Raw genomic sequence first — 21,262 nt, forward strand, 5'->3', positions numbered from 1 at the left:
CTTGTGCCTGGTGGGAAATGGCATACACTAATCTCCAGTCCTGTTTCTGTGGCGAATTTCTGCAATTCAATCTTCCACAGCTTCACCCTTGAACCATTGCTACCGCCACCATCCGCCGTAATCATCAGCCGCTCTGCATCGGGATATCTCTTCTTTCCCATGCATTCCCACCATTTCTTTATGGATTGCACTGCAAACTCTGCAGTATCATGATCAATTCCCACGTTTACGTATCCCTCATTGAGTTTCATGTCATATATACCATATGGTACAGCTTTTCCTTCTGCAAACTGCATGAAATCGTACACGTTGACCTCATCGTATTCACCCTTTGGCTTCCATTCCTTTCCATTGTTCTTGAAGTTGCCTATGAGTTCTTTCTTTTTTGTATCTATGGAAATGACGGGCTGGTTCTCTTTCATGAATTCTATTGCCTTTGAATTAATATGCTCGAATTGCAGGTTTCGATCGGGGTGACTCTTTCCCTCATTCATCTTACGGTTGCTCTTTAGGTTATATTTCATGTCATGGAGCAGTTTTTCCACCAGCACATGGCTGACATCGTACCCCTTCTCCCTGAGTTCAGATGATAGTTTCCTCAAACTCTTGCTCTCCCATAGCAGTGGGGATTGTGGATCTCCTCTTGTGGATGATTCTATCAGTTTGATCAGTTCGTCCCTGATCCCGGGATTCTTGTCCACCTCCTTTTTCCTTCCACCACCACGATCACGTATTCTGTCTTTCAACTCCCTCTTGTCCGTGATCTCTTTCATTCCCTTTATAATGGTACTGCGGGACAGCCCGGTTGCCCGTGATACAATTTCTATGCCCGCATAACCTATTGACAGGCTCTCGTTACCCGCCCACAGTCTTCGGGATCTTTCATTGAAGGTTCCTGATAAGTTGCTGTATTTTTCAGCTATCTTTTGAATAAGCTCTTCCTCTCCCTTTATCTTGCTCATCATATGTATAACAGTTAGTTGTTTATATAACTATGTTATTTGCTTACAATGCCTTAGCTTGTTAAATAGTGGTAATATCACACCCTATAATATTATGAATTTGGAATAATTATGGAATAATTACGTTTCAGAAACGTAAGTTGTTAAAAGGCTGAAATTTACAGGATAATTGGATTAAATTACGTTTTAACTTTTGTTATTTTATATTACGTTTTATGCCAAAACGGCATATTATCTCAAATCCATATAGAAAAACTAGAAACTGCAAAGATATGAACAAAGTTGTGGAAGTTAAGATGTTCCTGGAGATCAAAATTATATGCCTAATCCAAAATGTGGCCAGATTTATTTCAGACAGCTTTACAAGGAGAACTTCATCTATTCTTCCACCTGTACGGTAGAGGAATTCAGCTAGAAGGAGATATCTCCTATGCTTATTCCATTTCCATTCATTTCTCATTTCTAAATTTTTTCTTTTTTGTCCCAGGTTATGTCCCAGCCTATAATTATATAATATATAGGAAACTCCACCACCATTTCAGTTTTAAAATGAAGACATCGTATTTTACTATGTCTCCATACACAGATATGGAAGCGGATATCCGGAATTTCCTCCAGATGAGCCACATGGCATTCTATCTCCGAAAGTTTATATAATACTATGTGATAAATTTTTATGATTTCAGCGGAGAAAAAAGAACCGTTATCAATAATCTTGAAAGAATCAATATTTCCTTCATATTCAACAGCAGAATATATTATTAAAAAATTTAATTTAACTAAAGCTGATAAAGCTAAGATAGACGCAAATATTTCCGACCCAAAGCTTAAAAAGGCAATTTATGAAATATTAGGGATAGAATGATTGAATTTCAGGCCATAGCCGAGTCGGCGGCAGTTATACTCACAATATACTTTTTGTTTTTCCCAATAGTATCTTTATTATATTCTAAAAATATTTATTTAGTTGCCTTTGTTCTTCCTATTATTAGGACTCTACTTTACATTAATTTTTTATTTTTTGGGGTAACCATAATACTGGCTGTAATTGAAAATTTTTGGTCATTTATATTTTTAATAATATCTCTCATTTCCCTTCCGTTTTCCCTTAGTTATATGATGGTATATATTGAGTATATTTTCAGAATTGGTGAAATATTAGGAAAAGTTATAAAGCCTATTTCCCCTTGATTTCATTCCGGAACTTATTCAGCAGCTCCGGACCCTTCAATATCTCCTTCAGGATATTCTCCATCAATTTCGACTTAAAAGCTTCAGGTGCTTTCTATATTATCATTTTGTCAATACTGGGTCGAGTAGAAGGCAAGCGTAGTGATTGGTTTCTCCTGAATTTAACCCTAACTTCCCGTCAGGGCGGATAGACCAATCCTATTTCCTGCTCCCCCTCTAAAATTCCGTACGGCGAGATTTCCCCAGTACGGCTTCAAACACAGCGCCTCCACGATCACCATACCCCTTCCGGTCACCTCATTATATACGCATGCCCTTGCTTCTGGAGGGTTTCCGTTTGAGTATGGCTTATCTGCAGTCTGTTTGTCCGGCTCTTTCCTCTCATCTCCACTATACGGCAATAAGTTTTGTCCCCTGTACCCCTTTAAGAGAATAGGACGTTCCCTTCCACTTCCTGCAGTCGCTGTGTCCGCAGGTCCTTTCCTCTCGCCATTTGTTATTATGGCTGTCATAGGTACTATGACCTGATCCGAATCTCCGTTTCCGGATGCAGCGTTGGCGTTACGCATTCCGCTGCATCCCTTCCCCTTCTTGGCTCGGGGTGGAACACGGATACTCCCTGCTTTGCCTATCAGACCTTGCAACCTTGCTACTTCCTCTACACCGAAGCGCCATTCAGGTGCACATACCCGTCTTGCCTGAACGTGTTGACTTCGCCAAGGAATAAAAGGCTCGTCGCGCTTACTACTCCACTTGAACCGTATTCATGTGGTGGTCATTACGGTGCTGCAGAATTGACTTAATGCTGTGGCCAGGTTGCTTGCTCGCACCCCTGTACGGCCTGAGCTTTCGCTCACGGGTGCTTTATCCTCGGAGCTTTCACATCGGTGATTACTCAACCGGTGCGTCCGATTTGCTACTATGATTTCAGGTTTTTTCATAGATTGGTTTACCTCCAACTGGTCTTATAGGGTTACAGGCTGCACTATTCCCTCTGACTTCTCTATGACACCTTCTATTTCTTTCTCCTGGTATTCCAGTGCCAGAAACTCCCAAATAGAAGCTAGCAATAATCGCAGCACCGTGATTTACAGGTTTTAGATAATAATATCCCTTATATTTTTTTAGTTTGGTTACTTCATCCTATAACTTTACATTTATGCCATAGTTTATATAGAGGAATTTGTATAATTGCCTGATAAATATGGAATGGAAAACTGTATGTGACCCGTCCGAAGTTGAGGCAGGAAAAAGCAAGGAATTTGAAATTAGTGGTAAGAAAATACTAGTTTCAAATATAGATGGAAGGTTTTATGCAATAGATGCCCTGTGCTCTCACATGGGTGGAGATCTGGGGAAGGGAAAAATAGAAGGAAAGGATGTAATATGCCCGAAACACCATGCAAAATTTGATATGAAAACAGGAAACGTGGATAAAAACATCAACGGATTTGTCAAGGCAATAACAAGAAAGGAGGCAAAGCACCTTAGTTCATATGAGGTAAAGGAGAATGAAGGAAAATTATCAATAAATATTTAAATATCTTATTTTTATTTGGTTTTATTTGAGGATATTAGGAACGTTTTTATACGATTTTCTATTGCATTATTATGTTTCCGGATAAATTTGAATACTATGCACCAGAGAGCATAGAGGAGGCTGCTGAATTTTTGAATGGACATGAAGATGCAAAGGTACTTGCCGGGGGACAGAGCCTGATACCTTTACTGAAGCTCAGATTCACATCAGTTCCGCAACTTGTGGATATAGGCAGAATCAAAGGCATGGATGCGATCTCATTTCATGGAAAAACCCTGGAAATAGCTGCAATGGCAAGGACAGCCGATATTGGGGAAAACCAGGAAATAAGAAAGAAATTCCCCATATTGAGCGAGGCTGCAGGACTCATAGCTGATCCTCTGGTAAGAAATATGGGCACAATAGGTGGCGATATATGCCATGGTGACCCAGCAAACGATTTCCCTGCGGTAATGCTTGCCCTTGGAGCGGAATTTGAAGTTACATCGGCCAGGGGAAAAAGGATTATTAAAGCTGAGGATTTCTTTACAGATACATTCACGACTGCATTGAATACGGGTGAAATACTTACAAAAATAAAAATAGAAGATAACAAATCCTCAGGAAGGTACCTGAAATACACAAAATACGCAGGTGATTTTTCTATCCTTGGCATAGCTGTAGATCTGTCAATGGATGGAACAAAAGTTCGAAGAGCAGGAATAGGACTTACAAACTGCGGAGCAACTGCATTGAAAGCAAGGAAAGCCGAAGAATTCCTTGAGGGAAAAGAAATAAATGATGAAAACACCGCAAAGGCGGCCGATTTGCTTCTGAAAATAACTGATTTCGTTGATGATGACAATGGCAGCACAAAATTCAAAGAAAAATTATTAAAATATCTCTTTAAAAAAGCCGTAAAGGGAATAGGGGGTGTACCGAAATGATAGTTAACATAAAGGTAAATGGAAAGGAATATAAAAAGGACGTGGAACCCAGGACATTGCTTGCTACTTTCATAAGAGATGATCTGAGGCTTACAGGAACCCATATAGGATGCGATACAACCAACTGCGGGGCATGTACTGTACTGATGGATGGAAAAGCAGTAAAGTCGTGCACCGTACTGGCTGTGCAGGCAGATGGCCATGAAATAGAAACCATAGAAAACGAAAGTGATGCTGACCTGAAAAAAATAAAAGAAAGCTTTGTTGAAGAAAATGGCCTTCAGTGCGGATTCTGCACACCGGGAATGATAATGACATCACTTTATATGCTCAGGAAGAACAAAAACCCGAGCGATGACTACATAAAAACAAACCTGGGAGGAAATCTCTGCAGATGCACTGGATATGTTTCAATCATTAACTCCATAAAGAAAGCCAGTGAAAAGATAAATGAGGAAAGGGTGGTGGCAAAATGAGTTATCTGGAGAGATTTGTAAATGGCAAGGGCAGATACCTGGACGATATAAACCTTGATGGAATGTTATACATGTCACTTGTGAGAAGCCCATATGCCAGGGCAAAGATACAAAAAGTCGAGGGGGGCATGACATCAAAGGATTTGAATGCCTACTATTCCATGGGTGAGAATGACCATAAGGAACCCGTTCTTGCCATTGGAGAGGTAAACTACCAGGGACAGGCAATTGCCGCAGTATTCGGAAAGAACCGTTACGAGAGCGAGGATTTGCTTTCAACCGTGAGTGTTGACTATGAACCAATGGAGGCTGTATACAGCATAGACGATGCAAAGAAAAAGCCCCCTATATATAAGGATAAAAAAGACAATGTGCTCTCACAGGAGGAAGTTGGTGTGAAATTCAATGAAAAAGACATAGACTACGATGTGAAAGTGACAGATACAATACTGCTTGACAGAGTTTCTGCCAATCCTCTAGAAACAAGGGGAATTATTGCCGATTATCGTGATGGCATACTCAACGTATATCTTCCCTCACAATCCATAGTGAGGGCTAAATCTGGGATAGTTAAATCTCTCGGGCTTCCACCGGAAAAGGTAAGGCTGTACCTTATAGATAATGGTGGAGCATTCGGCGTCAAGGCACTCTTTTATCCAGAATATATAGTGGCATGCTATGCTTCAATGAAATTTGGGAAACCTGTAAAATGGCAGGAGACAAGGACTGAACATCTCCAAACCTGCCATGCTGGTAGAGGAGTACAGGCTACATTAACACTTTACGCTAAAAAGGATGGTAAAATTGCCGGCCTTGATGGAGAAGTGTTACTGGATAATGGTGCCTACTTTGCTGATGAAGCTTCCGCTGACCTTGGAAATGTAATTCATGAGATGACCGGACCCTACCTTATTGAAAAGGCACATCTTATAGGAAAATATATGATTACAAATAAAGCGTTAAATGGTTATTACCGTGGTGCCGGAAAACCTGAGGCATCAATATTCATGGAGAGAATGATGGATCTTATGGCAGATAAGCTAAACATGGATATAGCGGATATAAGACTGAAAAATGCTCTTGAAAAACCTTTCAAATCACCCCTGGGATGGGATATTAATTATCCTACAAAACCATTCCTCGAAGAGGCTCTTAAATACTTTAATTACAGGGAACTGGCAAAGAAGGAGCATGTGGGCATATCGCTCTTTATACTGGATGAAGATACTGCACCAGGAGAAAGCGCCAGGATTATTGTAAAGGATGGAAAAGTGCATACATATCTTGGAGGCAATGTATCTGGCCAGGGACATGAATTGTTCGTTAAAAACATACTTAGCGATGAATTGGATATAGAACAGGATTCAATATCACTTGAACTGCAGGACACTGAAACCCTCCCTACCGGTGTGGGAACCTGGGGATCAAAATCGGCTATGACACATGGATCAGTATTAATGCAGGCTGCTGAGGAACTAAAGAAGCAGGTAATCGAAAAATACGGAAAGTATACTCCAGAAATACTCATAAAGCATGATTTTGACCTCACAACATTCTATAAGTTCGACTACAACGATAATGCAGTTAATTTCAATCTTGTAACCTCAAAGATTAACGAGGCAGGTGATCTGGAATCGCTGAAAATAGGGGCATATTATGATGTTGGGAAAGTACTCAACATGGCAAATATCATGGGGCAGACCGAAGGAGGAGCTCTACAGGCAATAGGGGAAGTTCTTTCAGAGACACTGAGATATTCAGAGGATGGGCAGTTAATGACTACAAGCATTACCGATGCTGGTGTTCTAACCGCTGATCACGTCCCGGAATTTGACATAAAAATAGTAGAAAACCCCTCCTTACTGAAAGATAAGGCAAAGGGACTGGGAGAATCACCAATGATTGGAATTCCGGAAGGACTGGCAAGATCCCTGGAGACTCAGATCCATAAAAGAATAAATATAATGCCTATTACACGGGAATTCCTATTCGGAAAACAGTAATGTACAGATACCATCATAAATTTTAATACATTTATTTTAAATAGCTGTTTCCGTAATAGAAATATTATGGCTCCATTGAAGCAATCCAAGAAACATATATTTGCAGTTATCCGGAAAATAAACTATTTTATTCTCCATATACATTCACCCAAGGAGTTGCCTATAATGTCATGGTTTTCAAGGAGTAATTCATAATAAAGAGTGGAATGTTCAGTTAGTAGTAGAATCACCACTGCCTGTCAACCGGAATTTTGGCGACATCAGGCTTATATATTTTATATAAATAGGGGCTAACTTACGGTCTATATATGAAAAACCTTTCCATCTTCGGCAGAAGCCTGAATAATCCTATTGTCAATACCATTTCTTACGCTGAGTTTATTAGGGCCTTTGGTCAGTATGTAGTATGGATAATCATGTCTATCTACCTTTACGAGGTCAGGGGGCTAACCTATGTAGATGTAGGTATAGTGGCCCTTGCCGGTGGACTGCTTAGTTTCCCTGCCTCACTGGCATGGGGAAATCTCGTCGACAGGATTGGGAGGCGCCTGGTTGGGCTCATGGTTCCAACTGCGAACATAATTATATTTTCAGGAATGTTCTTTGACATATTTCTCGGTGGCCCAACCTGGATTCTTATACTATTTTATGTTATCACAAATCCGGTAAGTTCAGCCCAGTACATAAATGACGGAGCCTTAATTTCAGATACTACTGAGGAATCCGACCGCGTTGAGGCATTCAGCAGGACAAGGGTGGCAGGCAACATTGGCATTGGGTTGGGGCTTGTGATTGGTGGGATCATTGCAACGTTCAATTACTCCGCAGTCTTCGTTGCTCCAGCCGTTGGTTCTCTTATTGAATTCATACTTTATTTCTACAGGATAAGGGATACCAGAAATCAGAGTACCATTGAACAGTCAGTGTCGACTGGCCATAAAATCTTCATTCCCCGTAATGATCTTTTTTTCATTGCTGCAGCCATACTCACCACCAGCGCATATTTTGTTTCCGGCATGTTTGAAAGTCCAATAACACCACTCTTCCTCTCCTCAAAATACGGTTTTGCAACCTATTACATAACTGCCCTGTTTGCAATAAATACTGTTGTGGTGATCCTTTTTCAGAATTCCATCAACGTGGTCACAGGAAAGTGGAAAGACTCTGTCAGGATCTCATCCGGCCTCGCACTCTATGCTGTAGGATATTTAATAATCGGATTAACACCCTTTTTCCCTGTAGTAGCTATGGCCATAATTGTTCTAACTCTTGGAGAAAATCTTCAGGTTCCTGCTACCATGGCTTTTATCACAAGGCTGGCACCACAGAATCGGAGAGGGGGCTATCTGGGATTCGCGTCAGCCGTTGGAAGTCTGATCTACCCATTCAGACCACTTGTTGGAACAATTATCCTGGCAGCATTGATATTCAGCCCTGTTGAACTTTGGGGTACCTTTTCCCTGATGTGCGCTGCAACATCAGTGATTTTCCTCCTGTTCAGCATGAGCCACCGTGCAGGTAAGGGCAGGAAGTGAGTATTCAGGCTACCATTAAATGATACTATAGTGCTTCAGGCTATTTTCAATGCACACATAATCCATTCTGGAGGTCGATCACGGTAACTATAACCTGAGTTTTAGGTAAAAATTATATAGAAATATGAATTATCTTACAGATTATCGCCGATGATATACAATAAACAATTTAAAGTAGAAGAGACATTGCCTTTTCTCGATGACATTGTTGCACAATGGTTCAATAACAAATATAGTGATTTGAGCGAACCACAGAGAAAGGCAATACCCCTTATACATGATAAGAAAAATGTGCTGGTATCATCCCCTACCGGAACAGGAAAAACACTTACTGGTTTTCTTTCCATAATAAATGAGCTGTTTAAAAAAGCGAGGAACAATGAACTTGAGGAGAAGATATACTGCGTGTATATATCACCATTAAAGGCTCTGGCAAATGACATAAACAAAAACCTCAATGAGCCACTTTCCGAGATATATGACCTGGCCAGAGAAAAGGGTCTAGACATTCCAAAGATCAAAGTTGCAGTTAGATCTGGGGACACGGCCCAGAACGACAGAAACAAAATGCTCAAGAAACCCCCACATATTATAATAACTACTCCTGAGTCCTTTTCACTGGCAATAACTGCAACAAAATTCAAGGAAAAATTTACTGGAGTGGAGTATGTGATACTGGATGAGATACATGAGGTTTCTTCCACAAAGCGAGGCTCATTGCTCTCATTTAACCTTGAAAGGCTAGAAAACCTGTCTCCCGGATTTGTCCGTATTGGCCTTTCAGCCACACAGGCACCTCTGGATCTTATAGGAACATATCTGTGTGGCTATAATGGAGAGAGAAAAAGGGATTTTGAAATAATTGAAGTAAACACCAACAAATATCTCGACCTTAGCATAATCACGCCTGTGAAGGACCTTACACTGGTAAGCTATGAGGTCGCCAATGAGAAGATGTATGATATACTTGTTGACCTTGTAAACAACCATAAGACAACACTTATATTCACAAATACCAGAAGCTCAACGGAACATGTTGCAATGAGGCTCAAAGCCAGAGGAATAGAAAATATAGAGGCACACCATTCCTCACTGGGAAAACAGACGAGAATAGAAGTGGAGAACCGCCTCAAGGACGGGGAGTTAAAATGTGTGATAACATCCACATCGCTTGAACTGGGAATAGACATTGGATATATTGATATGGTTATACAGATTGGAAGCCCAAAATCAGTATCCAGGGCACTGCAGAGAATAGGCAGGTCTGGTCATGGGGTTAGAGATTTATCACTGGGCAGGTTTATAGTTTTTGATCTTGATGACCTCATGGAATGCGCTGTCATGACAAAGGCTGCATATGACCATGAAATAGACAAAGTCACCGTTCCTGAGAATCCACTGGACGTCCTCTCTCAGGGGATAATAAGTATGTCCCTTGAAAAAACCTGGGGAGTGGATGAGGCATATAACATTATAACCAACTCATTTTCATTTCATACTCTAGAATATGATGATTATATTGCAACTATAAACTACCTTTCGGGAAGAATAGAGGGGAACACATTATTTTCCAAAATATGGTACGATGAAGAGGAAAAGAAATTCGGGAAAAAGGCAAGTACACGGATGATCTATTTCATGAATGTTGGAACCATACCGGAAGAGGCTAATTACAATGTGGTAAACGAAAAAGGCAGAATGATTGGGCAACTCAGCGACAAATTTGTTGAAAGGCTCAAAAATGGTGATATTTTTGTCCTGGGGGCCAAAACCTATATGTTTTTAAGAGTATCAAAAAACAATATTACTGTAAAAACTGCCACAGGAATGAAGCCCACTGTCCCGTCATGGACTGGCGAGCTTTTGCCAAGGAGCTATGACCTGGGCATTTTAGTGGGTGAATTCCGCAAAACCCTGTACGAAAGAATTAAAAATGGAGAGGAAACAGAAAAATGGCTTATGGAAAACTACAGAGTGGATTCCTTCGGGGCTAAAAGCCTTATATCCTATGTTAAAACGCAGGGTAATTTTTCCATACCTACGGAAGACTATCTTTATATTGAAGGGTACATAGACAACGACCTTTACAGCATCATATTCCATATACCCCTGGGAAGGCGTGTAAACGATGCAATGTCCAGGGCATACGGGCTTGCCGTGTCCAACAAATACGGTGTAAACACAAGAATAAGCGTCAATGACAATGGATTCACAATAACACTGAACAGAAGAGTGCCAATAAAGGATATTGTGGGGCTTCTGACACCTTCAAATTTCAGGGACCTCGTGGATCGTTCCATAGTAAACACAGAACTCTTTAAGCAGCGTTTCAGGTACTGTGCAACCAGATCTCTCATGGTTTTGAGAAAGTACAAACAGACAGACATATCCGTGGCCAGGCAGCAACTCCGCAGTGACAGGCTTCTTAGAATTCTGGAAGAAATGCATAATTTTCCAGTTATAAAGGAAGCATTCAATGAGGTAAAATATGATGTTATGGATGTTGAACGTGCTGCATGGTATGTAAACGATGTAATATCAAAAAAGCATTACATTATCAGGGATTATTCCACGGAAACAAGCCCATTTTCATATAACCTAATTCTCTCAGGGGTTTCTGACATAGTGCTCATGGAGGACAGATCCAGATTATTAAAAGAACTTAGAAGCAAACTGCTGGACAAGATATATGGAACCGAGGGGATTGATTTCCTCATAAAGGATTCAAAGCTTGTGGAGAATTATTTTAAAAATAAGATTCCGGCAATTAACAGCATTGAAAGTTACATGGAATTTGCAGAGCATTTTCTTTATATTGATCCATTCAAGAAAAAATTCAATTCTCCACTGGATTACACGGAAATGGATATAGAGGACATGACTGAGGAACTTGTGGAATCAGAAAAAATCAGATACTGTTTCATAAGATCTGACCAGTGGGTATTTAATGAATACTATGGAATAGTATACAACCTGTTCAGAAAGGATATTGAACTTAACAGGAGGGATAATGAAGTTTACGATTTAATAAACAACTCAACTTTCAATGAACTTAAAAAATCAGGAATAGGTGAACAGGATTTGAAGGATAGCCTGATAAAACTGGAATCAGGATATCACATAAGAAAAACAGTTAGGAAGGGATTACAGTATTACATAAGAAATGAAGAAAAGCCGGAAAAACCAGAAGATGCAATGAAACATGCCATATCCCTTGTACTTTCATCCTTTGGCCCACTTTCATTTGATGAGTTGCTTATCAGGCTTCCTGTGAATAATGAGGACCTTGAGTCCGCACTTAATGAAATGACAAGAAGCGGGAAGATAATATTCGATTATATCACTCCTATATTCATGAAGCAGTACATGATGAAATCTGATTTTGACGCCATAATAAACAATACAGAATATGACCTGTCAGGCCGCAGAATATCAAATTTTTCACAGCAGGTGGATTCCATTGAAGATTACTTTAACAAATACGGCTTTGCATTTGAGGTATTCGATATAAGGGCAAGAGTAAAAAAATTCAGGGTTGAGGATCTTGAAAAGGCTGTGAAGTCAGGTTCCGTTTTTTACACGAGAGCCATAAAAAACAAATATGTGTATATTGCAAAATGGCTCATGGATGTTCTTTACTATATTAGAGAAGAGAAAAACAGCGATGAGGAGGAGAAAATACTTGATTACATTGAAAAGGGCATAGACACAGAGGAAAAGCTATCAGAAATCACAGGAATGGACACAAGAATAGTAAAAGCAATAATCAGGAATCTGCAGTACAAAATTAAAGTTGTCTCAGGACACAGTGGGAAAATGGAGATATACAAACCGGAAAATGATGTTGACACAAATTTAATAATTGAAAAATACGGTCCTATAACGGCAAGAGAGATTGCAAGGTTCTTCTGGTTCAATCCCGCAAAACTGGATTATACAAGACTTTCACCTCTTTATTTTAAAAATGAGATTTATTACGGTGATATACCAGATGCGCCTGAGAATACATCAATAATAGTTATGAAGAACGACCCGGTAAGCATATATCTTGGTAAATATATCAGAAATGATAATTATAATGCAAGGTTCATCTACCATGGAAATGAGGAATCTATGTTTTACATGGAAGAAAAGGAACCGGGAATGTGGATTGACAATATAGATTTTGAAAGTGGAAAGGTATCTGACTTTCTTAACACACTTCAGCACGATACATATAGACTTGGTATAGACTCTATCATAATCAGGACCCAGAACAGGGAACTCATGGAAGCGGGAATAAAACACGGTTATATGGCTGCAGAAAACGTTATTTACAAAGGAAATTTTGACGTGGTTAACATGACCATTGCCGATCTTCTCTCCCTGTCGGTGAACAGGTACAGTTCCAGAAATGGAACCATGAATTATAATGAATTGAGCAAGGTATTTTTAGGCGTCAGAACAGATATGGAGGCTTATTATACTGGAATCAGGAGTGTTGAACTGAATAATTACTACAGTTCCATGCTTATTTATAACTTTGAGGGGCCATATAATGTGCCAGCATACGGAACCAAAAATGTGATAGCATTGTATAAGGCCATAAAGAAAAGGGAACTGACTGAAGCAGAGGAAACTGTTTACAAATACCTCATATCCAGAAGCATGTCTGAGAATGAACTTATCAAATCGATTAAAATGAATTCTTTCCTTGTCAAGGAAACGGTAAAATCACTTTACAGGATGAATGCAATAGCTAAGGACAAATCGAGGAAGTATATTCCTATAAATGATGAGTATACCAAATTAGAGGCAATTGAAATCCTCCTCAGGGAGCTTATCAGGAGAATGGGTTTCTTTGACATATCAATATACAGAAATATTGCAGGTATCTACAGCGATGTGGAATACAATCTCTCTGTTGGAAAACTGATGAAAGAAAAAATTATAAAAGAGGCCTTGATGCCTGTTGAAAATCGAATAATATATATGGGCACCGATGTTTTGGAGCATGAGGTTAAACACAGGATCTCAAGAATAATTCCCCCGAAAGATATCATTATGCTTATTTTTTCTGATTATATTAAATCCAAGTTCCATTCCACGAATAGCTACCTGTTCTTTATGGATGATTCCGTGAAACTTTCCTTTTCAGTGAAAAAGAGTGGAAAATACCTGACCGTTAAAAGCGTAACAGGCGATTCAAAATACAGAGATTCAGCAAAAATTGAATTCAACAATACCGGTTATATAATTTCAAGTTAGTACAATTCTTAATAATGAGTTCTATGGTGAGAATTCCTCCTGAAGCTCAAGTATCACCTCATTCATAACTTCTTCCAGTGTCATGCCGTTGTATTCACGCAAGCCGCCCATATCAGTTCTGAGCTTAGCGCTGTAGCCGTTTTCATCCTTTTCAAATTCTATATTACAAAGCAGCTCTTCCATGCCAATCACTCCATAATTACCCGCTGTATTTAAAAATTGTTATTTGTTCTGCCATAAAAGCCAAATATTATGTCCGACACATTGTTTCCAGTCCTTCCAGTTATAATGGCCCCATGTGATTCTGACAGTGCAGTATAGCTATCGTTGTTTTCAAGGTAACTGGCAAGGTTATCTATTCTTGTTGAATTATCAACTATTCCACCGGCAGCAATGCTTTTCCCATCAATGCCATCGGTGCCCATAGAAATGAAGAGAAAGTTTTCATTTTCGTCCATATATTCCATCATCCTTGAAACCAGCTCTTGATTTCTTCCGCCTTTTCCCTTTCCTGTGACGTTGACCGTTGTTTCACCACCACAGACAAACCAGAATCCCTGGCCCTTGATATTGTACAGCCTTTTCAGTATATCTGTTATATCCTGTGAGACCAGCTTTACATCTCCATTAACATTACTCCCAAGGTTGATTTTCTCACCCTCCAGGTTAGAATACAGAGAATCCACAAAGTCAAGGTTTTTAAGTATTATGGTATTTTTTACCCTCAAAAAATATTTATCCTCTAAATTTCCTGACACGGCCTTTTCGGCAAGGATATTTTTCAGTCTGTTGTCATTAATATATTTATCTGCCATTTCTCTGATATTCACCTGTGCTACTGGTTTAACAAGAGGGCCAGAGGCAATAATATTTAAATTATCATATACAACATCAGAGATAATAAATGCCCTGACACTGGCAGGATAAAGAAATCTGGCAAGCTTCCCGTTTTTAACTGATGAAAGTGTTGAACGTATATGGTTTAACACATAAATATCCCCGTCATTATCCATGACCTCACTGGATATTCTTCTTATATCATCCATATCAATTCCATTTTCGGGTATCTCGAAAAGTGATGAACCTCCACCTGATATGAGTACTATTACAAGGTCATTTTCTGTTAATTCCTTTATATGTGACAGTAATTTGATGGACGACTCCACTGAAAGGTTACTCACATATGGATGTGTTCCCCTTAAAATTTCCAGTTCGGGAAAAATTTCATCGTGCCTCTCATCGTCAGGAATTATAATGCCTGCGTATGAAAGCTTTTCCATTACCTTATCCCTTATTCCAGCGTACATATTGAATGAGGCTTTTCCAAATCCTATTATGTATACCCGGGCATAGCTATTCAGGTCAATATCAAAGTTACCCTCCATCACCCTGGCAGGGTTAAGTTTATTCATTACCTGTACTATTTTTTCAAGGGCATACTTTCTCATGGGACTGGTTCCCACATCATCCATGTTAAGGATTTGCATGAGTTCGTATATAATTAATGGTTTTAACTTTTTTCAATGTCCAATATTAAGGGAATGGATCATTACCATAAGGATAGAAATTTTACTATGATCCGTAAAACTATATATTTTCTATATTATACGATATTCGTAGTCAATTAAAATACGTTTTCAGTACAAAAATTAAAATATAATTCAGCTATTAACTTTTACGTGATAAAGGAAGAAGTTTTTCGTCCCAAAAGGGAATATAAACACCTTGGATATAACCAATTGTCATTGAGGCATGCCGTATCACAGGCAGTGGGTCTGAATGCCCCTGGAGGGACGATCGTCCTTTATGTGGCAGGAACCGCAGCACTGCTGACGTTTACATTTTCAAAATATCCCGATGGTGCTTTTTCTATTCCCCTGATTTTGTTGCTTGCCCTGGTTGTGTATTCCATGATGAGTTATTCATCATTTGAGTTTTCTAAATATCTTTCCAGTTCCGGTGGCTATTATACATTTGTGGCAAATGGTCTTGGAAAAGGATTTGGGCTCACAACTGCATTGTCATATATAAGCTACCAGATCCTGAGCTTTACCGGCTTTGGGATTCTTGGCTTTATTGGGTTTGCCTATGCAATCCTGCCAAGCCTGGGGATAGCAATTCCATATGTAAATTTTCTTTGGATACCAGTAACAATTGCTTTTATTCTGTTTGTGAGTTTTCTTATATATAAGGGGATCAAACCCTCCCTGAAATATGTTTCATATGCCATAGTAATTGAAGTGATTTTTTTTATCTTAACCTCCTTATACATTATTGGAGTGAACCATGCTGCAATTTCCATTAAACCATTTACCGCTATTCCGGTGGGTGGAAACTTTATCATACTGGCGGCTATGATGGTTTATGCTATTGGGGCTTTTGTTGGAGTTGGCGGATCTATACCCATAGCAGAGGAAACAAAGAATCCCAAAAAAACGGTACCAAGATCTATAATAGTAAGCATTGCTGTACTGGGAATAACTATCGTGCTTGCAGCATATGCCGAGGTTATATCATGGGGATATGGAAATATTTCAACATTCGGTACCGGTGCGGGAATTGGCGCTTATCCTGTGCTTTCCATATACAAGAGTGAGTTCTACGGTATGGGTTTGATTCCATTTGCAGTACTTCTTATAATAGTCATAAACTCATTTTTTACGGCAACAGTATCACTTGGAACAAATGCATCAAGGGTAATATTTTCACTTTCAAGAGAGGGAGTTATTCCAGAAAAACTGTCAAGGACAAATACAAGAGGAGTCCCTGTATATGCCATACTGTTTATTACAATAGTATCACTGGCAATAGTTCTTGCAACCGGCATTTCCTTTGAATTGCTATATCCGGGAAAAATAATAGACGCTTTGCTTTATTCCTCCGTATTCCTACTGGTTCTTGAGTCGCCAATCTCTTACATAGTTCATATACTTACCAATACATCACTGCATTTATATCTTAAAAAGAATGGCATGAAAACACATATATTCAGGCACATCATCATACCGGGAATATCAAGCATAACGCTCATTGGTGCAATAATTGCCGCCGTATATTTTGACCTGAGTGCACCCTATATCTACGGTGTTTATGGCGCCCTTGTATGGGTAATAGTGATAGTTTTAACCGTGGCAGTAATGTTCACAAAATACAGAAAAAATCTTGACAATATTGGAGATTTTACATTATAACTCCATTATTTTATCTATTTCTTCCAGTGATCTCTTGCGTATAGTTTTTATATCCTCAACTTTTTTTGTTTTTCCATCGTCCAGGTATAGTATCAATAAATTATCCATTCTGCCACCACAGGAACATACAGGCACTTCATTTGAATATGAAACGATTACCTCGTTGCATTCTCTGCAGCGGTAAACATTTTTGATCCCAGAGAATTTGCCACGCTTTGTTATATCATTTCCATCTATATTTACTATATCCATTCCAAAATCCACGGGCTTGGCCGATGATATTGATGTCCCAATACCGAATGATTTTACTCCGGCATCGATCAATTCAGGTATATCCTCCAGTTTAATTCCTCCAGACACCATGATCTTTATGTTTTTATGTCCTCTTATATCCAGCTCCCATCTTATTTCTCTGATTAAATTGGGAAAATTGCCGCGCCGGGATGATGGGGTATCAAGCCTTATGAAATCGATATCAGGGAATTCCTCCGCAGCCTTGAGTGCCGCAAATTTCTCATCCATATAGGTATCTATAAGAAATACCCTGAAGTTAGAATTCTCGTACTGGGCTTTCCAGGCTTCATGGTCACCAAGTATAAGTGAAAGTGCATGTGGCATTGTTCCTGAGGGTTCTATGCCAAGGGTCCTTGAACTGAATATTCCAGACACCCCAGCAGCTCCGCCGATGTATGAAGACCTGTCTATCATGGCTGATATTGCTGGATGCATCCTTCTTATTCCAAATGATATGAACGGAATATCCCCAAGAGTTTTCTTTATGAGCGATGAATATGATGATATCCCCGATGCCTGGCAGAGAAATCCCAGCAGTGGAGTTTCCAGTTCGGCAAAATCAAGATATTTTCCGGATATCCTTAAAAAGGGAACAGGAACACCATATCTGTCCCTGGGCCTGATTACCGTACCCTCTGGAATTGCCTGAACATTCACATTATGAGATTCAAGCAAGGTTATAACATCATTGAGCCCTGTAAAATTAATGTAATCGTATGCAGATGACTGTGTAGTCACCTCCATGGTCACATATGGATTTTTTGACAGCTGCTTAAGATATTTGATAGTTTTTTCAAAATACACGTCAGTTACTATACCACTCATTATGTCTGAATCATTTGCCATGATGAATTTGTTCATTTTAAACCCTCCAAGAAAACCTTACGCAAAAGCGTGGGAAGGAATTGTCTAATAAACATCAATTCCCTGCCATATCCTACTATTTTGACCTTCTTTGTGCTTATATTCATCTTCTTTTCTCCTCCTTTTATAAGGATTGATTTCCCAGGTGTGTATGTATCCCGCCGATCTAAATTCTGCTTTTTTTTCATGTTTTTCAAAGCCCCCTAATCAATTCCTGCGCTGTTCCTCACAGGACAAATTCCTCAGGGAGGGGTAGCTGATTTATAATGCCTCTTTCAATAGTTCTTCTGATTTTACAGGCATATAACCATAATTTATTTTAATGTTATTTAGGGAAGATATCTGCCGGGACTGATCAATGCATGCACAGAGGTCGGAGACAACTTTTACATTATAATATCTGTAAAATGCCCCGGCACAGGTATGTTCAACACATATGTCAGTGCTTATCCCGAAAATATAAATATTTTTGATCTCAAGTGCCCGGAGAAGTGAGTCAAGATCGGTTCCAAAAAATGCATCGTAGTGCCTTTTCTTTAATATAAAGTCAGGAAATTCAGATAATGATTTTACTATTTCTGAACCTTCAGTTCCCTCAACTGCGTGTTCACCCCAGACACGGAATTCAGGGTCGTTCACCATGTGCGCATCCCTTGCAAATATTATAGGCAAATGCCCTTTTAGTTTTTTTAGTGTGTTTTCCGCCATTTTTACTGCATCTATTGCATTCTGGTTTCCAAATTTACCTGTGACAAAATCGTTTATCATGTCAACCACAAGGATGCAGCTTTTATTTTCCACGGCCATGGGATGTTATGCTTAATATGTATTAATTTTTTATCCACCAGATTGTCTTTTCACCGTTATCCTCTATATAGATGTTTTGTTCCTCAAGTTTTTTCCTAATATAGTCAGAAAGGGCATAATTCTTCTCAGACCTTGCACGGTTTCTTATTTCTATTACCAGATCCATAATATCCGTGTTCAGGCTCTTTTTAGGATATATTATATTAAGGAATGAGTCTACATAGTTTACAATTCCAACTATTTCGGATGCGGTTTCAGATGAAATGTCTCCAATGTTTTTATATATCTCTGAAACGAAGGCTGTAAATTCCCTTATAAGACCCCTTGTGTCAAAATTTCTGTCCATTACATTATTGAAATGTTTGATTATTGCTTCGCTACTTACAGTGTAATTACCCTGGGAAGATTTAATCTCCAGCATCTTATTGGAAAATATGTTTATTCTTTCCACTGCATCCCTGTGAATCTTTCATGAGCTGTTCGGAAAAATCTATAACAGTATTGTAATTGGAGTTTACCATGGCATACCTGAGATCCTCTGGTCTGTAAAGTTCTAGAATATCTCTGGTCTGTATAAAATTTTTAAGTGATTTGGACATTTTTTCCTTATTTATATTCACCATGCCTGTATGGAGCCAGTATCTGGCAAGGTATTTCTTTCCACTTATAGAACGCATCTGGGCTATTTCTGCCTCGTGGTGTGGAAAAATAAGGTCATTCCCACCCCCATGTATATCATATTCCGATCCGAAATATGCCTCTGTTATAGCTGTATCCTCTATATGCCAGCCGGGACGTCCTTTTCCCCAGGGAGAATCCCAGAACGGTTCCCCGGGTTTCATTTTCTTCCATAAAACAAAGTCCTCTGGAGCGTTCTTCTCCTCTTTGATAACACCCCTGGCATTTTCCATTATCTGATCCAGATTCTGATTGGACAATTCACCGTATTCTGAGAATTTTTTTACATTGAAATATACACCATCCCGGGTCTCATAGGCGTATCCATGATCCATAATTCTCTGAATCTGCCCTATAATTTCCTTTATATAGAGGCTGGCCCTGGCATAATAGTTAATGCTGTCTATTCTTAACATCTGCATGATTTTTGTATATTCCTCAAAATAATGGTCAGCTATTTCTTTATAGGTTTTTCCTTCATCTGCTGCCTTATTAATTATTTTGTCATCTATGTCTGTAATATTCTGAAGATAAAATACGCTATAGCCCCTGGCACGTAGATATTTTGCTATTACGTCAAAGAATATATTCGTCCTTGCATGCCCGATGTGTGATTCATCGTATACAGTAGGACCACATACGAACATGTTAATCCTTCCTAGATTCAATGGGAGAAAGTCCGCATCTTTCTGTCCCAGAGTATTGTGGATAATCATTATTGCCTCATTCGAGTATTATAAATAAATTTAATGGAGTTCATAACCATTCGGGAAATACCATCAAGGAATTGGAGGGAGTTATTTCACAGTTTTTAATTTCCATTTTTCATATTCGGTTTTTATTATGTTATATACATTATTTCCTCCTTCAGCCTTTAATAGTTCATCTCTTAATTTACAAACATTTTCAGCCATGGATTTCAATAATTCCCTACTGTCTGCAAGTTTAAGTATGGCATCCCTGAAATTTTCTGTTTTTTCAACCATTATTGCGTTTATGGTGTCATAATTTGTCAGGCCGCGAATACCGATCTCTGTGGATAGTATGGGAAGTCCGTGCATAATATAATCCACCATTTTGACATTTCTGCCTCCACCGCTGAATATGGGGTTAATTGCAAGAAAACTATTCTCAAATAATTGATTTTTTTTGTTTTCATCTACCAGTCCGTGAAATATCACATTATTAGGTGCATGCGAAAATCCATGGGTATTTACGTTTCCTACTATATCAAACTGAAAATCCGGCAATGTTTTAGCAATTGATATAATAAATTCTACAGCTTCTATATTTGGTTTGTAAATTGAACCAATAAATATAATATGATTGGATTTTTCGTCTTTCCACTGGTATGCTTTATCGCCTAATATGTGAGTTGCAAGGACAGCATTTTTTGAGTTTAATTTTTCCTTAAAATACTTAAGGTCGTTTTCTGACACAGAAAGGATCAGATCGGCTCGTACAACAAGGCTATTCTCTATTTGCATTGCATAATCATGGTATTTATTACCAATGCGGAGCAAAGCCTCAATGTTATGTGCATCGTAT

19 protein-coding genes are annotated in these 21,262 nt (G+C 39.0%); 9 read left to right on the forward strand and 10 right to left on the reverse strand.

The features are described 5' to 3' along the window. Positions 1 to 965, reverse strand: a 965-nt coding sequence (locus AMDU4_RS01305; protein ID WP_290703860.1) for an ISAzo13 family transposase, incomplete at its 3' end; no start/stop codon positions are given. 673 nt (positions 966 to 1,638) lie between these two features. Here AMDU4_RS01305 and AMDU4_RS01310 point away from each other — a divergent pair. Together AMDU4_RS01310 and AMDU4_RS01315 are read left to right on the forward strand one after the other, a co-directional pair. Next, on the forward strand, positions 1,639 to 1,827 hold the full coding sequence (locus AMDU4_RS01310) for a hypothetical protein (protein ID WP_021786194.1): 189 nt from the start codon (positions 1,639 to 1,641) through the stop codon (positions 1,825 to 1,827). After that, complete coding sequence (locus AMDU4_RS01315; protein WP_021786195.1) at positions 1,824 to 2,153, forward strand: hypothetical protein; 330 nt, start codon at positions 1,824 to 1,826, stop codon at positions 2,151 to 2,153. The genes AMDU4_RS01310 and AMDU4_RS01315 overlap by 4 nt, the downstream gene beginning before the upstream one ends. Before the next feature lie 167 nt (positions 2,154 to 2,320). Here AMDU4_RS01315 and AMDU4_RS01320 read toward each other — a convergent pair whose 3' ends face one another. After that, entirely contained in the window at positions 2,321 to 2,722 is a 402-nt protein-coding gene (locus tag AMDU4_RS01320) for a hypothetical protein (protein ID WP_021786196.1), read from the reverse strand. Between the two features lie 635 nt (positions 2,723 to 3,357). Here AMDU4_RS01320 and AMDU4_RS01325 point away from each other — a divergent pair. The 6 genes from AMDU4_RS01325 (at position 3,358) to AMDU4_RS01350 (ending at position 13,880) form a co-directional block, all read left to right on the forward strand. Then, on the forward strand, positions 3,358 to 3,693 hold the full coding sequence (locus tag AMDU4_RS01325) for a Rieske (2Fe-2S) protein (RefSeq protein WP_021786197.1): 336 nt from the start codon (positions 3,358 to 3,360) through the stop codon (positions 3,691 to 3,693). A gap of 71 nt (positions 3,694 to 3,764) precedes the next feature. Further along, on the forward strand, positions 3,765 to 4,619 hold the full coding sequence (locus AMDU4_RS01330) for a xanthine dehydrogenase family protein subunit M (RefSeq protein WP_021786198.1): 855 nt from the start codon (positions 3,765 to 3,767) through the stop codon (positions 4,617 to 4,619). Beyond that, positions 4,616 to 5,095, forward strand: a complete 480-nt coding sequence (locus AMDU4_RS01335) for a (2Fe-2S)-binding protein (protein WP_021786199.1) — start codon at positions 4,616 to 4,618, stop codon at positions 5,093 to 5,095. The genes AMDU4_RS01330 and AMDU4_RS01335 overlap by 4 nt, the downstream gene beginning before the upstream one ends. Beyond that, the gene (locus AMDU4_RS01340) at positions 5,092 to 7,098 is read left to right on the forward strand and encodes a xanthine dehydrogenase family protein molybdopterin-binding subunit (protein WP_021786200.1); all 2,007 of its coding nucleotides are present in this window, start codon (positions 5,092 to 5,094) and stop codon (positions 7,096 to 7,098) included. The genes AMDU4_RS01335 and AMDU4_RS01340 overlap by 4 nt, the downstream gene beginning before the upstream one ends. Before the next feature lie 308 nt (positions 7,099 to 7,406). Then, complete coding sequence (locus AMDU4_RS01345; RefSeq protein WP_021786201.1) at positions 7,407 to 8,633, forward strand: MFS transporter; 1,227 nt, start codon at positions 7,407 to 7,409, stop codon at positions 8,631 to 8,633. A gap of 150 nt (positions 8,634 to 8,783) precedes the next feature. Continuing rightward, positions 8,784 to 13,880 (forward strand): ATP-dependent helicase, encoded by a 5,097-nt coding sequence (locus tag AMDU4_RS01350; protein ID WP_021786202.1) that lies wholly within the window; start codon positions 8,784 to 8,786, stop codon positions 13,878 to 13,880. A 21-nt stretch (positions 13,881 to 13,901) separates the two neighbouring features. Here AMDU4_RS01350 and AMDU4_RS01355 read toward each other — a convergent pair whose 3' ends face one another. Both AMDU4_RS01355 and AMDU4_RS01360 read right to left on the reverse strand, forming a co-directional pair. After that, positions 13,902 to 14,063, reverse strand: a complete 162-nt coding sequence (locus AMDU4_RS01355) for a hypothetical protein (RefSeq protein WP_021786203.1) — start codon at positions 14,061 to 14,063, stop codon at positions 13,902 to 13,904. Between the two features lie 29 nt (positions 14,064 to 14,092). Further along, the gene (locus AMDU4_RS01360; RefSeq protein WP_021786204.1) at positions 14,093 to 15,367 is read right to left on the reverse strand and encodes a DUF4147 domain-containing protein; all 1,275 of its coding nucleotides are present in this window, start codon (positions 15,365 to 15,367) and stop codon (positions 14,093 to 14,095) included. A gap of 192 nt (positions 15,368 to 15,559) precedes the next feature. Between AMDU4_RS01360 and AMDU4_RS01365 the strand changes: the two genes are divergently transcribed. Continuing rightward, positions 15,560 to 17,071 (forward strand): APC family permease, encoded by a 1,512-nt coding sequence (locus AMDU4_RS01365; RefSeq protein ID WP_021786205.1) that lies wholly within the window; start codon positions 15,560 to 15,562, stop codon positions 17,069 to 17,071. Here the strand turns inward: AMDU4_RS01365 and AMDU4_RS01370 are convergent. From AMDU4_RS01370 to AMDU4_RS01395, 6 genes are all read right to left on the reverse strand, one after another. Beyond that, the gene (locus AMDU4_RS01370) at positions 17,066 to 18,226 is read right to left on the reverse strand and encodes a nicotinate phosphoribosyltransferase (RefSeq protein WP_021786206.1); all 1,161 of its coding nucleotides are present in this window, start codon (positions 18,224 to 18,226) and stop codon (positions 17,066 to 17,068) included. The genes AMDU4_RS01365 and AMDU4_RS01370 overlap by 6 nt on opposite strands. Further along, on the reverse strand, positions 18,223 to 18,417 hold the full coding sequence (locus tag AMDU4_RS01375; RefSeq protein ID WP_021786207.1) for a hypothetical protein: 195 nt from the start codon (positions 18,415 to 18,417) through the stop codon (positions 18,223 to 18,225). Before AMDU4_RS01375 ends, AMDU4_RS01370 begins: the two co-directional genes overlap by 4 nt. A 73-nt stretch (positions 18,418 to 18,490) precedes the next feature. After that, positions 18,491 to 19,036 carry an isochorismatase family cysteine hydrolase gene (locus AMDU4_RS01380; RefSeq protein ID WP_021786208.1) on the reverse strand — a complete coding sequence of 182 codons (546 nt, stop codon included), beginning with the start codon at positions 19,034 to 19,036 and terminating at the stop codon, positions 18,491 to 18,493. A 22-nt stretch (positions 19,037 to 19,058) separates the two neighbouring features. Next, on the reverse strand, positions 19,059 to 19,487 hold the full coding sequence (locus AMDU4_RS01385; protein ID WP_290703862.1) for a hypothetical protein: 429 nt from the start codon (positions 19,485 to 19,487) through the stop codon (positions 19,059 to 19,061). Beyond that, a complete protein-coding gene (cysS, locus tag AMDU4_RS01390) occupies positions 19,459 to 20,430 on the reverse strand; it encodes a cysteine--tRNA ligase (RefSeq protein WP_021786210.1) in 972 nt (323 codons plus the stop codon). Before cysS ends, AMDU4_RS01385 begins: the two co-directional genes overlap by 29 nt. Before the next feature lie 81 nt (positions 20,431 to 20,511). Continuing rightward, positions 20,512 to 21,262 (reverse strand): glycosyltransferase (locus AMDU4_RS01395; protein WP_290703865.1); only part of this gene is annotated, 751 nt, incomplete at its 5' end.

It is taken from the genome of Ferroplasma sp. Type II (assembly GCF_000496155.1).